Source organism: Enterobacter sp. SST3 (assembly GCF_000286655.1).
Taxonomy (GTDB): Bacteria; Pseudomonadota; Gammaproteobacteria; order Enterobacterales; family Enterobacteriaceae; genus Enterobacter; species Enterobacter roggenkampii.
Window position 1 is genome coordinate 19,229 of the sequence record NZ_ALNS01000038.1, and the last position, 14,465, is coordinate 33,693.

Below are 14,465 nucleotides of genomic sequence, written 5' to 3' on the forward strand. Positions count from 1 at the left end.
GCAAGGCAACAGATATTCAGCGATGGAGGAAATTTGCCAGCAGCGCGTGCCCCTGCTCGCTGAGGATGCTTTCCGGATGGAACTGCACGCCTTCGAGATCCCATTCGCGATGTCGAATCCCCATGATCTCCTGCGTATCGCTCCAGGCGGTCACCTCAAAGCCGTCGGGCAGCGTCGACGGGTCAATCACCAGCGAATGGTAGCGCGTCACCGTTAACGGATTATTGAGCCCCGTGAACACTCCGGTGCCCGTGTGGGTGACCGGCGAGGTTTTACCGTGCATGACTTTGGCGGCGCGCACGATGGTGGCACCAAAGGCCTGGGCAATCGCCTGATGGCCCAGACAAACGCCGAGGATCGGCAGCTTGCCGGCATAGTGCTGGATAACCTCCAGCGAAATACCTGATTCCGACGGCGTGCAGGGGCCGGGTGAAATCACGATTTTCTGCGGAGCCAGCGTCTCGATATCGGCCAGGCCAATCTCGTCGTTACGTCGGACAACCACCTCTGCACCCAGTTCGCAAAAATACTGGTAAAGGTTCCAGGTGAAGGAATCGTAGTTATCAATCAGCAGAATCATGGCGGCTCCCGAAAAAAATGCCGCCCTATTCTACTCAGATTCCCGCGCTTCGCTCACTACTTTGGCAAAGATCGCGTTTAGCGCGGTTAAATCCCCCGTTGCGCCGCTGCGGTTAGCGGACACCCACTCCTCGGGATCGATATCGCGCCAGTCCAGTGAATAGCCCGCATGGATCGCCAGCTGCTCAAAGAAAACGCGCTGAGCAATACCGTTACCACGCGCAAAAGGATGCAGCATGTTGATTTCACAATAATAATGGCTAATTTTTTCAATGAACGCCGCTTTCTCAAGGCCAGCCAGATACTTTTCGCTTTCCAGCGCCGCCATCAGTTCATTACCCATCTTTTCGATGTATTCGAAATGGCAGAAGGGAATATCACCTTTGAAAATATCGTCGGTCCGGAACTCACCTGCCCGCTTCATCTCTCTGCGGTAGAGATGGCGGTGAATAAGGCACAGATGGGGTAACCCGGGCGCGGAAGGCCCAAGCGCCAGGCTCTCAATCTCGGGATCCGATGGACCATTACCTTTCTCAAGGAGACAACTGGCCTGAAAGTTGACGCTACGCTGCTGCTCCCAGAGACGGGATTTTTGCTTGTCGGTGAGCTTTTTCACTTAACGCCTCCCTGAATAGTCCGTTTGCCACAAGTATAAGCAGCAAAACGCGCTTTCGCAGGGAGGGGTCACAACACGGGCGAGCCTCGCCCGCGTCGAAGAACGTTACGGCAGAACTTTTGCGGAGAGGATCACGACAGGTTTGGACGGCACATTCTGATACGGACCGACGTCATGGGTAGGCACCTGAGAAATCTTATCGGCCACATCCATTCCTTTCACAATTTTACCGAACACCGCATAGCCGAAGTCGCGCTGGCCGTGGTCGAGGAAGGCGTTATCCGCCACGTTGAGGAAGAACTGGCTGGTCGCGCTATCTTTGTCTGCGGTACGCGCCATAGAGATCGTGCCGCGCTTGTTCAGCAGGCCGTTGTCCGCTTCGTTTTTGATTGGCGGGTTCGGCTGTTTCTGCTGCATCTGCTCGTTGAAGCCGCCACCCTGAATCATGAAGCCCGGGATCACGCGGTGGAAGGTGGTGTTGTTATAGAAACCACTGTTCACATAGTCGAGGAAGTTTTTCACAGAAACCGGAGCTTTCTGGCTATTCAGTTCCAGCTCAATATTCCCGGCGGAGGTGGTCAGCAGAACGTGAGGGTCCCCTTTTGCTGCCAGCGCAGCAGGGGAAACGGCAGAAAGAGCAAACACAGCTGCGACAGCCGCCAGTGTTAATTTGAGCATGAGAATTCCTTAACAAAGCGCAGTATAAAAAGCGAATGGCTTGATTCTAAAGAGCAGTATGAACGTAGACCAGCCTTTTACCTAATTTTACGAAATTGAAACAATTATTACTGCGCAAACGATTGGTTAGACCGTCACTTAATGTGATTTAGATCACATTAAAACCTGCAATGACATAATCATTACCCTTAAAAGATAGGAATGGATCACTTTAGCGACTAAAATCTGCCCGCTCTCAGCGCCCCTTCGGCGCTTTTCTTTTTTTGAACAGGCCAGACATGACTAACAGCAATCGCATCAAGCTCACATGGATCAGCTTCTTCTCCTACGCCCTGACCGGCGCGTTGGTGATCGTCACCGGGATGGTGATGGGGAATATCGCAGACTACTTCCAGCTGCCCGTTTCCAGCATGAGTAACACCTTCACCTTCCTCAACGCAGGGATCCTGATCTCTATCTTCCTGAATGCCTGGCTGATGGAAATCGTGCCGCTGAAAACCCAGCTTCGCTTCGGCTTCGTGCTGATGGTTGCCGCCGTGGCGGGTCTGATGCTCAGCCACAGCATCGCCCTGTTCTCAGCCGCCATGTTCGTGCTCGGCCTGGTCAGCGGGATCACCATGTCGATCGGGACGTTCCTGATTACCCATATGTATGAAGGCCGCCAGCGCGGCGCGCGCCTGCTGTTTACCGACTCCTTCTTCAGCATGGCCGGAATGATCTTCCCGATGGTCGCTGCCGTTCTGCTGGCGCGCAGCATTGAGTGGTACTGGGTCTACGCCTGCATCGGTCTGGTCTACGTTGCTATTTTTATTCTGACCTTCGGCTGCGAGTTCCCGGTGCTGGGTAAAAAAGCGCAAACCACGGCAGAGCCTGTGGCGAAAGAGAAATGGGGTATCGGCGTGCTGTTCCTCTCCATCGCCGCCCTGTGCTACATCCTGGGCCAGCTGGGCTTTATCTCCTGGGTACCGGAATACGCCAAAGGTCTGGGCATGAGCCTGAACGACGCGGGCAAACTGGTGAGCGATTTCTGGATGTCCTACATGTTCGGCATGTGGGCGTTTAGCTTCATCCTGCGCTTCTTCGACCTGCAGCGCATTCTGACCGTGCTGGCGGGCCTGGCGACCGTGCTGATGTATCTGTTCATCAACGGTTCCCCGGAGCATATGCCATGGTTCATTCTGACCCTGGGCTTCTTCTCCAGCGCGATTTACACCTCGATCATCACCCTGGGCTCTCTGCAGACCAAAGTGGCCTCGCCGAAGCTGGTTAACTTCGTTCTGACCTGCGGCACTATCGGCACCATGCTGACCTTCGTGGTGACGGGCCCGATCGTTGCCCACAGCGGCCCGCTGGCCGCGCTGCACACCGCGAACGGTCTGTACGCCGTGGTGTTCATCATGTGCTTCATCCTGGGCTTTGTGACCCGTCACCGCCAGCACAACGCGGCAGCGACATCGCACTAAACCCTGCGCCCTTTTGCATTACGCAGAGGGGCTGTTTCTGGCGAAACTGACCTCTTCTCCTCCGGTATCCATCTGGATCCAGGTCTGCGCCAGCTGCGTAGTGGCAATAATCCGCCCCTGACGAATCGACCAGCGCACCGGCACCTGACAGCGCACCGCTTCAAACCCGCTCTCCGCAGGCAGGATAATCAGGTTTGCCGGATTTCCCGTTTCAATACCGTAATCGCTCAGGCCAAAGGTGCGGGCGCTGTTATGGGTAATCAGGTTCAGGCCGCTGTCGATTTGCGGATAGCCCATCATCTGGCAGACATGTAGCCCCATATGCAGCACCTGCAGCATATTGCCGGTGCCGAGCGGGTACCACGGGTCGAAGACGTCGTCATGACCAAAGCAGACGTTAATGCCCGCCTCCTGCAGCTCTTTCACGCGGGTGATGCCGCGACGCTTCGGATAGTCATCAAAGCGCCCCTGCAGGTGGATGTTGACCAGCGGGTTCGCAACGAAGTTAATCCCCGACATCTTCAGCAGACGGAAGAGCCGCGAGGTGTAAGCGCCGTTATAGGCGTGCATGGCGGTGGTGTGGCTGGCCGTCACGCGCGGGCCGATGCCGGCCTCATACGCCAGCGTGGCCACCGTCTCGACAAACCGCGACTGTTCGTCGTCAATTTCATCGCAGTGGATATCCAGCGGGCGGTCATACTTCTTCGCCAGCTCAAAAGCGATGTGCAGCGACTGGACGCCGTACTCACGGGTGAACTCAAAATGTGGGATCGCCCCCACCACGTCGGCCCCCAGTTTTAACGCCTCTTCCAGCAGCGCCGCGCCGTTCGGGTAAGAGAGAATACCTTCCTGCGGAAACGCGACGATTTGCAGCGTTACCCACGGGGCCACCTCCTGCTTCACCTCCAGCATCGCCTTCAGGGCGGTAAGCGTTGGGTCAGAGACATCCACATGGGTGCGGACAAACTGAATGCCGTTAGCGATTTGCCACTTCAGCGTTTTCCAGGCGCGTGCTTTCACATCCTCGTGGCTGAGCAGCGCCTTGCGCTCCGCCCAGCGTTCAATGCCTTCGAACAGCGTGCCGGACTGGTTCCAGTTCGGCTCCCCCGCCGTCTGGGTGGTATCAAGATGAATATGCGGCTCGATGAACGGCGGGAGAGCAAGCCCACCGCGCGCGTTCAGTACCTCATAACTTTCGGCGTGGGTATCGTCCATGGGGGTGATATCACCAAAACGCCCGTTCTCGATGGCAAGTTGCCACAGCCCTTCCCGACCCGGTAAACGCACATTCTGAACAAGCCATAACGGTGATGTAGACATACCTTTCCCCTCATAAACGCAGCTGATATTCAGGCGTATCGATTTTTGCAAAACCGCCCCTGATTTGTACACAAATTCAACGAACACGAAAAGCCTGCGATTTCCGCCACTTATAAAAATCCTGACAAATCAGTCATATACCACCTAAGGAGTAGGCGAAGGCGTATTTGATTTGCATCAATAAGCGCCCCTGCTGAATCGTTAAGGTAGGCAATAATAGAAAAGAAATCGAGGCAATAATGAGCAAAGTCAGACTCGCTATCATCGGTAACGGCATGGTCGGCCACCGCTTTATTGAGGATCTTCTCGATAAAGCCGATGCTGAGCAGTTCGATATTACCGTGTTCTGTGAAGAACCCCGCAAGGCGTACGACCGTGTGCACCTGTCTTCCTACTTCTCCCATCATACCGCCGAAGAGCTCTCTCTGGTGCGTGAAGGTTTCTACGAGAAGCATGGCGTAAAAGTGCTGGTGGGCGAACGCGCTATCACCATCAACCGTCAGGAAAAAGTGATCCACTCCAGCGCCGGCCGTACGGTTTTTTACGACAAGCTGATCATGGCGACGGGCTCGTATCCGTGGATCCCACCCATTAAAGGCTCGGAGACTCAGGATTGCTTCGTTTATCGCACGATTGAGGACCTCAACGCCATCGAATCCTGCGCGCGTCGAAGCAAACGCGGCGCGGTGGTCGGCGGCGGTCTGCTGGGCCTGGAAGCGGCTGGCGCGCTCAAAAACCTCGGTGTTGAAACCCACGTTATCGAATTTGCGCCAATGCTGATGGCCGAACAGCTCGACCACATGGGTGGCGATCAGCTGCGCCGTAAGATCGAAAGCATGGGCGTGAAGGTTCACACCAGCAAGAACACCAAAGAGATCGTTCAGGAAGGGACTGAAGCGCGCAAAACCATGCGCTTTGCCGACGGCAGCGAGCTGGAGGTGGACTTCATCGTCTTCTCCACCGGCATTCGTCCGCGCGACAAGCTGGCGACCCAGTGCGGCCTGGCCGTCGCGCAGCGCGGCGGGATCATGATTAACGACACCTGCCAGACCTCCGATCCGGATATCTACGCCATCGGCGAATGCGCCAGCTGGAACAACCGCGTATACGGCCTGGTGGCGCCGGGCTACAAAATGGCGCAGGTCGCCGTGGATCATATCCTCGGCAGCGAAAACGCCTTCACCGGCGCAGACATGAGCGCCAAGCTGAAGCTGCTGGGCGTGGACGTAGGCGGTATTGGCGATGCGCATGGTCGCACGCCCGGCGCGCGCAGCTACGTCTATCTCGACGAAAGCAAAGAGGTCTACAAACGTCTCATCGTCAGCCAGGACAACAAAACCCTGCTCGGCGCGGTGCTGGTGGGCGACACCAGCGACTTCGGTAACCTGCTCCAGCTGGTGCTCAACGCCATCGAGCTGCCGGAAAACCCGGACGCGCTGATCCTCCCGGCGCACGCCTCCAGCGGTAAGCCGTCCATCGGCGTGGATAAACTGCCGGACAGCGCGCAGATTTGCTCCTGCTTCGACGTCACCAAAGGCATGCTGATCTCCGCGATCAACAAAGGGTGCCACACCGTTGCGGCGCTGAAAGCGGAAACCAAAGCCGGTACCGGCTGCGGCGGCTGTATTCCGCTGGTCACCCAGGTGCTGAACGCCGAGCTGGCGAAACAGGGCATCGAAGTGAACAACAACCTGTGCGAGCACTTCGCTTACTCTCGCCAGGAGCTGTACCATCTGATCCGCGTGGAAGGCATCAAGTCCTTCGACGAACTGCTGGCGAAGCACGGCCAGGGCTACGGCTGTGAAGTGTGTAAACCGACCGTCGGCTCCCTGCTGGCCTCCTGCTGGAACGAGTACGTGCTCAAACCCGAGCATACGCCGCTGCAGGACACCAACGACAACTTCCTGGCCAACATCCAGAAAGACGGCACCTACTCCGTGATTCCACGCTCGGCCGGTGGTGAAATCACGCCGGAAGGGCTGGTCGCGGTGGGCCGTATCGCACGTGAATTTAACCTCTACACCAAAATTACCGGCTCCCAGCGTATCGGCCTGTTTGGCGCGCAGAAGGACGACCTGCCGGAAATCTGGCGTCAGCTGATTGAAGCGGGCTTCGAAACCGGCCACGCGTACGCCAAAGCGCTGCGCATGGCGAAAACCTGCGTGGGCAGCACCTGGTGTCGCTACGGCGTCGGCGATAGCGTGGGCTTCGGCGTTGAGCTGGAAAACCGCTACAAAGGCATCCGCACCCCGCACAAAATGAAGTTCGGCGTCTCCGGCTGTACCCGCGAATGTGCGGAAGCGCAGGGTAAAGACGTGGGTATTATTGCCACCGAAAAAGGCTGGAACCTGTATGTATGCGGCAACGGCGGGATGAAACCGCGCCATGCGGACCTGCTGGCGGCGGATCTCGATCGCGACACGCTGATTCAGTATCTCGACCGCTTCATGATGTTCTACATCCGTACCGCCGATAAGCTGACCCGTACCGCCTCCTGGCTCGATAACCTCGAGGGCGGCATCGACTACCTGAAATCGGTCATTATCGACGACAAACTGGGCCTGAACGAGCATCTGGAAGCGGAAATGGCGCGCCTGCGCGAGGCGGTGATCTGCGAGTGGACGGAAACCGTCAACACCCCGGCGGCGCAGACGCGCTTCAAACACTTTATCAACAGCACCCAGCGCGACCCGAACGTGCAGGTGGTGCCGGAGCGCGAACAGCATCGTCCGGCCACGCCGTATGAACGTATTCCGGTCACGCTGGTGGAGGAAAACGCATGAGCCAGTGGGTAAACATCTGCAATATTAACGACATTCTCCCCGCCACCGGCGTCTGTGCGCTGCTGGGCAACGAGCAGGTGGCGATTTTCCGCCCTCGCCACGATGAACAGGTCTTTGCTATCAGCAACATCGACCCGTTCTTCGAGGCCAGCGTGCTCTCCCGCGGACTGATTGCCGAGCATCAGGGTGAACTGTGGGTCGCCAGCCCGTTGAAAAAGCAGCGTTTCCGCTTAACCGACGGACTCTGCATGGAAGATGAAAGCTTCTCGGTCAAACACTACGACGTCCGCGTGAAGGACGGCGAGGTGCAGCTGAAAGCGTAACCCCTCGCCTTTTCAATAGGAAAGGCTTATGACCCCTTATGGGTAACGGCAGGAAAAACCGTATGTTCTGTACGATTCCTGCTGTTATCCTGACGTCAATTCTTCCCCCGCCATGAATGCTGTGAGGTAACGTCGTGGATCACCTGCCGATTTTTTGTCAATTACGCAACCGCGACTGCCTGCTCGTGGGCGGCGGCGACGTGGCCGAGCGCAAAGCGCGCCTGCTGTTAGAGGCTGGCGCCCGCCTGACCGTGAATGCCCTTTCCTTCGCCCCCCAGTTTGAGGTTTGGGCCCAGGAAGGGATGCTCACGCTGGAACAGGGCGCGTTTAATGAATCCCTGCTGGACACCTGCTGGCTGACCATCGCCGCGACGGATGATGATGAAGTGAACCAGCGCGTGAGCGACGCCTGCGAAGCGCGCCGTATCTTCTGCAACGTGGTGGATGCGCCGAAAGAAGCCAGCTTTATCATGCCGTCGATTATCGACCGCTCGCCGCTGATGATTGCGGTATCGTCCGGGGGACGTTCACCGGTTCTCGCGCGTCTGCTGCGGGAAAAACTGGAAGCCCTGTTGCCTCAACACCTTGGCCAGATTGCGCATTATGCCGGGCAGCTGCGTTCACGCGTGAAGCAAACCTTCGCGACCGTGGGCGAGCGCCGTCGCTTCTGGGAAAAATTCTTTGTGAACGACAGGCTGGCGCAGTCGCTGGCGAATCAGGACACCAAAGCCGTTGAAGAGACGACTGAGCAGTTGCTAAGCGAACCGCTGGACCATCGCGGCGAAGTGGTGCTGGTAGGCGCAGGCCCCGGAGATGCGGGTTTGCTGACGCTGAAAGGGCTACAGCAGATCCAGCAGGCGGATATCGTGGTGTACGACCGTCTGGTCTCCGATGACATCATGAACCTGGTGCGCCGCGACGCCGACCGCGTTTTCGTGGGCAAGCGCGCGGGCTACCACTGCGTGCCGCAGGAGGAGATTAACCAGATCCTGCTGCGCGAAGCGCAAAAGGGAAAACGCGTGGTGCGCCTGAAGGGGGGCGATCCGTTTATCTTTGGACGCGGCGGTGAAGAGCTGGAAACCCTGTGCGACGCGGGTATTCCGTTCTCCGTGGTGCCCGGCATTACGGCGGCGTCCGGCTGTTCAGCGTACTCTGGCATTCCGCTGACCCACCGCGACTACGCTCAGAGCGTGCGTCTGGTGACGGGCCACCTGAAGACCGGCAGCGAGCTGGACTGGCATAACCTGGCCGCCGAAAAGCAGACGCTGGTGTTCTACATGGGGCTCAATCAGGCCGCCACGATTCAGGCGAAGCTGCTGGAGCACGGTATGAATGCGGATATGCCCGTCGCGCTGGTCGAAAACGGCACCGCCATTACGCAGCGCGTGGTGGATGGCGTGCTGACGCAGTTAGGCGAGCTGGCGCAGCAGGTCGAAAGCCCGGCGCTGATTGTGGTGGGCCGCGTGGTTGAACTGCGCGACAGGCTGAACTGGTTCTCGAATCACTAACGCATATTCTCCCTTCCTGGAGTAGTCCTTAAGCGGACTACTCCCCTCTTACCGCTACCGATAACATACCGCCCCGAAGTGGAACTTTTCCCTTTATTCCCTTGAGTTACATCCAATTTTCGTTTTAAAGACAAGGAATGCGTATGTTCAAACTGGCAAAGGCCGCCGTTCTGGTTGGCCTGTTATCGACTCTGACGGCCTGCACCGGTCACGTACAGAACACCAAAAATAACTGCAGCTACGATTACCTGCTGCACCCGGCGATCTCCATTTCGAAGATCATCGGTGGTTGCGGCCCGGCGGCACAGCAGTAAGCGTTTTACAGGCATAAAAAAACCGGGATGTCCCGGTTTTTTAGTTTTGGAGAGTGTGTTTTTTGTCGGGTGGGGCTGACGCTTACCCGACCTACACGGTCCCGTAGGCCGGGTAAGGCGGAGCCGCCACCCGGCAAAGCAAGCTTAAGGTTTACCCACAAACCCAATCGCTTCATACACCGCTTTCAGGGTTTCGGACGCGCGCGCGCTGGCTTTTTCCGCCCCCTCTTTCATCACTTTCTGCAGGAACGCTTCGTCGTTACGGTAGCGGTGATAACGCTCCTGCAGCTCGGTCAGCATGCCGGAAACGGCATCTGCCACTTCGCCTTTCAGGTGGCCGTACATCTTGCCTTCGAAGTGTTTTTCCAGCTCTGGGATGCTCTGGCCGGTGACGCCGGAGAGGATATCCAGCAGGTTGGAGACGCCCGCTTTGTTCTGCACGTCGTAGCGCACGACTGGCGGCTCGTCGGAGTCCGTGACCGCGCGCTTGAGCTTTTTGACAACCGATTTCGGATCTTCCAGCAGGCCGATAACGTTGTTGCGGTTATCGTCAGACTTGGACATCTTCTTGGTCGGCTCCAGCAGCGACATCACGCGTGCGCCGGACTTCGGAATAAATGGCTCTGGTACTTTAAACACATCGCCGTAGAGCGCGTTGAAGCGCTGGGCGATATCGCGGCTCAGCTCCAGGTGCTGCTTCTGGTCTTCGCCGACAGGGACCTGGTTTGTCTGGTACAGCAGAATGTCTGCCGCCATCAGCACCGGATAGTCAAACAGGCCGGCGTTGATGTTTTCAGAGTAGCGCGCGGATTTATCCTTGAACTGCGTCATGCGGCTCAGCTCGCCGAAATAGGTGTAGCAGTTCAGCGCCCAGCCCAGCTGCGCGTGCTCCGGCACGTGAGACTGAACGAAGATGGTGCTCTTCTCCGGATCGATGCCGCAGGCCAGATACAGCGCCAGGGTGTCCAGCGTGGCTTTGCGCAGCTTCTCAGGATCCTGACGGGCGGTAATCGCATGGAGATCGACGATGCAGTAAATGCAATGGTAGTCATCCTGCATGCTGACCCACTGACGTAACGCGCCCATGTAGTTACCAATGGTCAATTCACCTGAAGGCTGTGCGCCACTAAAAACGATGGGCTTAGTCATTGTTCAATTCCTGATGTTCACTGTGCGAAAGCCCGAGTGCGGGCAACAAATCTTTGAAGTGGTCGAAAACGACGTCCGGCTCACTCAGCGTAATGGCCTCACCGTAGTTGTAGCCATAGGTTAACCCCACGGAAGGACACCCGGCCGCGCGGGCAGCCAGAATATCATTGCGGGAATCGCCGACAAAGAGCAGCTCCGCAGGCGTTAAGGATAATTTTCCTGCCACCAGCAGCAGCGGTTCCGGATGGGGCTTTTTGTTCTGCACGTCGTCGCCGCCCACAATCACGGAGAAATACTTCGCGATATCGAGCGCTTCCAGCAGCGGTGCGACAAACGGCGTGGGTTTGTTGGTCACCAGACCCAGCGGGATGCCCTTCGCGTGCAGCGCGCTCAGCGTTTCCTGAACGTCCGGGAACAGGAAGCTGCCCTCCTCGACAGTCTCTTCATAGAAACGATCGAACAGTTTGCGCAGAATACGCAGCTGCTCTTCCTGCGGGATATCCGCGTGATCGACGCTCGGTTTACCCTGGGCGGAACGCTGCGACGCACGCTCCTGACGCGCCCACGTCAACGCGCGCGCCATCAGAACATCGGCGCCGTTGCCAATCCACGTGACGACGCGCTCTTCACCCGCAACGGGGAGTTCAAGTGCATACAGCGCCTGGTCGACGGCGCTCGTTAAGCCCGGCGCGCTGTCAACCAGCGTGCCGTCGAGGTCGAATGCCACACCCCGAATAGCCTGTAATTTATCCATGACTTACCTTCGCCAGCTCGCGGCGCATTTCATCAATGACTTTTTTGTAATCCGGTTGGTCGAAAATGGCAGAACCTGCAACGAACATATCCGCGCCTGCCGCCGCAATTTCACCAATGTTATTCACTTTCACGCCGCCGTCTACTTCCAGACGAATGTCGTAGCCTGACTCGTCGATACGACGGCGGACTTCACGCAGCTTATCCAGCGTGTGAGGAATGAATGACTGGCCGCCAAAACCGGGGTTAACGGACATCAGCAGGATCACGTCCAGCTTGTCCATGACATAGTCGAGATAGCTCAGCGGCGTGGCCGGGTTAAACACCAGACCCGCTTTACAGCCGTTCTCTTTGATCAGCTGCAGCGTGCGATCCACATGTTCAGAGGCTTCCGGATGGAAGGTGATGATGCTGGCACCCGCCGCGGCGAAGTCAGGCACGATGCGATCAACCGGTTTCACCATCAGGTGAACGTCGATCGGGGCGGTAATGCCATAGTTACGCAGCGCCTTGAGCACCATCGGACCGATGGTCAGGTTAGGAACGTAGTGGTTATCCATCACGTCGAAATGGACGACATCCGCGCCAGCCGCCAGTGCGTTGGCGGTATCTTCACCCAGGCGGGCAAAATCGGCCGACAGAATTGAGGGAGCAATCAAAAACTGTTTCATCCGCTTCTCCTTGAAATGTGTTTACCGGCGGGCAAAACGGCTCAGGGGCGATAAAGAGCCAGGAGTTCGTCCACCTTTTTACGTGTGCCGCCGTTGCTGCTAATGCTACGCCGCACCTTAACCTGAAAATGCTTCGCGGCTTTGTACCATTCGCGCGTATCAGGCGTGTCGTGATTCGAAATTAACACCGGAATTCTTTTGCTGACCAGCTTTTCCGCCATCTCCGCCAGACGCGCCTGCTCGGCAGGGCTGAAGCTGTTGGTGTGGTAGGCGGTGAAGTTCGCCGTCGCAGACAGCGGCGCGTATGGGGGGTCACAGTAAACCACCGAATTGACGCCTGCCAGTTCCATACACTCTTCATAGGAGAGGCAATGAAACTCCGCGTTCTGCGCTTTTTCAGCAAAGTGATAAAGCTCGTCCTGTGGGAAATACGGGCGCTTGTAGCGACCAAACGGCACGTTAAATTCCCCGCGCAGGTTATACCGGCACAGGCCGTTGTAACCATGACGATTGAGATAGAGGAACAGCAGGGCTCTGCGGAACGGATCCTGGCTCTGGTTAAACTCCGCGCGGAACTGGTAGTAAACGTCCGGGTTATTGTTCTCGGGCGTAAACAGCTTGCGCGCCTCTGCGACATACTCATCGGTACGGAGCTTAACGATGTTATAGAGGCTGATAAGGTCGCTGTTGATATCCGCCAGGATATAACGAGAAAAATCGGTGTTGAGGAACACCGATCCCGCACCCACGAAAGGTTCGATAAGACACTCGCCTTCAGGCAGGTGCTTTTTAATATCATCGAGCAGGGGGTATTTCCCCCCTGCCCATTTCAGAAAAGCGCGATTTTTTTTCATGCTGACTAACTGATTACACCTTCTCCGGCTGTGGAGAAAGCTCCGACAGCATCCTGCGCTTTAAACATTACTTCAGATCGGCCTGAACCTGATGAATCGGCTTCGCCCATGGGTTCTTCGCCTGAACGTCAGCTGGCAGCGCCGCTACGGCACGTTTTGCTTCATCTTTTGACGAATAAACACCACTCACCAGCACATACCACGGCTGACCGTTACGGGTCGTCTGATAAACAACATAGTTTTTCAGATTTGATTTCTTCGCCCAGCTGTTGAGGTTGTCGTAGTTAGACGAACTGCTCAGCTGCAGCGTGTAGTTGCTGGAAGGCGCAGACTTCAGCGAACCGACGTTACCTGCCGTTTTACCTGCCGCGCTGCTGGGGGCGGTTGCCGTCGCGGCTGGTGCCGCTGTGGCAGCCGGTGCCGTGGTGGTCGCCGTGGCTTTCGGCGCAGTCTGCGTGACGGGCGCTTTAGCAGGCTCGCTCACCGCAGCCGTTTCCGTGCGTTTCGGCTGGGCCGGTACGGCTTTCACTTCAGGCGCTTTTACCACTGCCTGAGGTTTGGTTTCACGCTTAGGCTCAATCACTGCCTGCTTACGTTCAGGACGTGTTGTAGTCTGCGTCTGGTGCGGTTTGGTTTCCGTCGCGGCCGTTTGCGGCTGAGCGTTACCGCCGCGAATCGGGGCAACGGTTGCAGGTTCAGTTGGCAGCGTAGAGTTAACCACGACGTTATCAACCTGCTGCTGGTTCTGCGGCTGCGTCAGCGCATTGTTCAGGTCTCCCTGAACTTCCACACGCTGCTGACCTTCTGGCGCAGCAGGTGCCTGACCCTGAGCTGGGGTTGAAGAAACGGGCGGCAGAGAAACATCCTGCGGCGCTGTGGTGTTACCGGCGGTCTGCTCTGCGGAAGTAGCACCCGGCGCTGGCTGTGCGCCATTCGCCTGATTGGACGCATCGTTACCGGAAAGGTTGATGCTCTTCTCAGCGGAAGCCGTTTGCTCGGTTGAGTTCGTTGACGGTGCTTTAAGCGCGGAGCCAATGCCGACAATCAGCAGCACAAGCACCAGAACGCCAAGGCCCATCATAATGTACTGGCGGGACGCCGGTTTTGGCGCAGCGGCTTTTTTACGTTTACGCGGGCGACGCTCTACAGGCTGTTCGTCCATTGAATCTTCTTCGGACTCATAATCCTCTTCTGCTCGCTCTTCGTGCGCGTTGCGGCTGCGCGAAGGGCGACGATCGTCTGCATCCAGATCAACATCGTCAAAGTTGATCTGCGGCTCGTTATCACGTTCTGAAGATTGACGAGAACGACCAGTACGACGATCGCTGGGATCGGGTTTCAGCTCGTCTTCTGGTTTGAATTCATCCATTTAACACCCCACTCAAAGGCTTATGCCAACGACTTTGCATTTCACCTGAAGCTAAACGACCACCTGCGACAGTGGCCTGACCTTT

General features: G+C 57.0%; 14 protein-coding genes. 5 read left to right on the forward strand and 9 right to left on the reverse strand.

Annotation, left to right across the window (positions count from 1 at the left end):
- Positions 1-16: 16 nt before the first annotated feature.
- The 3 genes from pabA to ppiA form a co-directional block, all read right to left on the reverse strand.
- On the reverse strand, positions 17-580 hold the full coding sequence (gene pabA / locus B498_RS02705) for an aminodeoxychorismate synthase component 2 (RefSeq protein WP_008503021.1): 564 nt from the start codon (positions 578-580) through the stop codon (positions 17-19).
- A 30-nt stretch (positions 581-610) separates the two neighbouring features.
- Positions 611-1,195: a putative adenosine monophosphate-protein transferase Fic gene (locus B498_RS02700; protein ID WP_008503022.1), complete on the reverse strand. Its 585-nt coding sequence runs from the start codon at positions 1,193-1,195 to the stop codon at positions 611-613.
- A gap of 105 nt (positions 1,196-1,300) precedes the next feature.
- On the reverse strand, positions 1,301-1,873 hold the full coding sequence (gene ppiA / locus B498_RS02695) for a peptidylprolyl isomerase A (RefSeq protein ID WP_008503023.1): 573 nt from the start codon (positions 1,871-1,873) through the stop codon (positions 1,301-1,303).
- A gap of 278 nt (positions 1,874-2,151) precedes the next feature.
- Between ppiA and tsgA the strand changes: the two genes are divergently transcribed.
- Positions 2,152-3,336 carry an MFS transporter TsgA gene (tsgA, locus tag B498_RS02690; protein ID WP_008503024.1) on the forward strand — a complete coding sequence of 395 codons (1,185 nt, stop codon included), beginning with the start codon at positions 2,152-2,154 and terminating at the stop codon, positions 3,334-3,336.
- Between the two features lie 18 nt (positions 3,337-3,354).
- On the opposite strand, the gene B498_RS02685 is transcribed toward tsgA, so the two are convergent.
- Entirely contained in the window at positions 3,355-4,656 is a 1,302-nt protein-coding gene (locus tag B498_RS02685) for a cytosine deaminase (protein WP_008503025.1), read from the reverse strand.
- A 239-nt stretch (positions 4,657-4,895) separates the two neighbouring features.
- Between B498_RS02685 and nirB the strand changes: the two genes are divergently transcribed.
- The 4 genes from nirB (at position 4,896) to B498_RS02665 (ending at position 9,584) form a co-directional block, all read left to right on the forward strand.
- Positions 4,896-7,439 carry a nitrite reductase large subunit NirB gene (gene nirB / locus B498_RS02680; protein WP_008503026.1) on the forward strand — a complete coding sequence of 848 codons (2,544 nt, stop codon included), beginning with the start codon at positions 4,896-4,898 and terminating at the stop codon, positions 7,437-7,439.
- The gene (nirD, locus tag B498_RS02675; protein ID WP_008503027.1) at positions 7,436-7,762 is read left to right on the forward strand and encodes a nitrite reductase small subunit NirD; all 327 of its coding nucleotides are present in this window, start codon (positions 7,436-7,438) and stop codon (positions 7,760-7,762) included. Before nirB ends, nirD begins: the two co-directional genes overlap by 4 nt.
- A 134-nt stretch (positions 7,763-7,896) precedes the next feature.
- Positions 7,897-9,270, forward strand: coding sequence for a siroheme synthase CysG (gene cysG / locus B498_RS02670; protein ID WP_008503028.1), 1,374 nt, complete (start codon positions 7,897-7,899; stop codon positions 9,268-9,270).
- A gap of 143 nt (positions 9,271-9,413) precedes the next feature.
- The gene (locus tag B498_RS02665; protein WP_008503029.1) at positions 9,414-9,584 is read left to right on the forward strand and encodes a YhfL family protein; all 171 of its coding nucleotides are present in this window, start codon (positions 9,414-9,416) and stop codon (positions 9,582-9,584) included.
- Positions 9,585-9,728: 144 nt separating this feature from the next.
- On the opposite strand, the gene trpS is transcribed toward B498_RS02665, so the two are convergent.
- From trpS to damX, 5 genes are all read right to left on the reverse strand, one after another.
- Positions 9,729-10,733: a tryptophan--tRNA ligase gene (trpS, locus tag B498_RS02660; protein ID WP_008503030.1), complete on the reverse strand. Its 1,005-nt coding sequence runs from the start codon at positions 10,731-10,733 to the stop codon at positions 9,729-9,731.
- On the reverse strand, positions 10,726-11,487 hold the full coding sequence (gene gph / locus B498_RS02655; protein ID WP_008503031.1) for a phosphoglycolate phosphatase: 762 nt from the start codon (positions 11,485-11,487) through the stop codon (positions 10,726-10,728). The genes trpS and gph overlap by 8 nt, the downstream gene beginning before the upstream one ends.
- A complete protein-coding gene (rpe, locus tag B498_RS02650) occupies positions 11,480-12,157 on the reverse strand; it encodes a ribulose-phosphate 3-epimerase (RefSeq protein ID WP_008503032.1) in 678 nt (225 codons plus the stop codon). The genes gph and rpe overlap by 8 nt, the downstream gene beginning before the upstream one ends.
- A 41-nt stretch (positions 12,158-12,198) precedes the next feature.
- Positions 12,199-13,011 (reverse strand): adenine-specific DNA-methyltransferase, encoded by an 813-nt coding sequence (gene dam / locus B498_RS02645; protein WP_008503033.1) that lies wholly within the window; start codon positions 13,009-13,011, stop codon positions 12,199-12,201.
- A gap of 67 nt (positions 13,012-13,078) precedes the next feature.
- A complete protein-coding gene (gene damX / locus B498_RS02640; protein WP_008503034.1) occupies positions 13,079-14,380 on the reverse strand; it encodes a cell division protein DamX in 1,302 nt (433 codons plus the stop codon).
- Between the last annotated feature and the right edge of the window lie 85 nt (positions 14,381-14,465).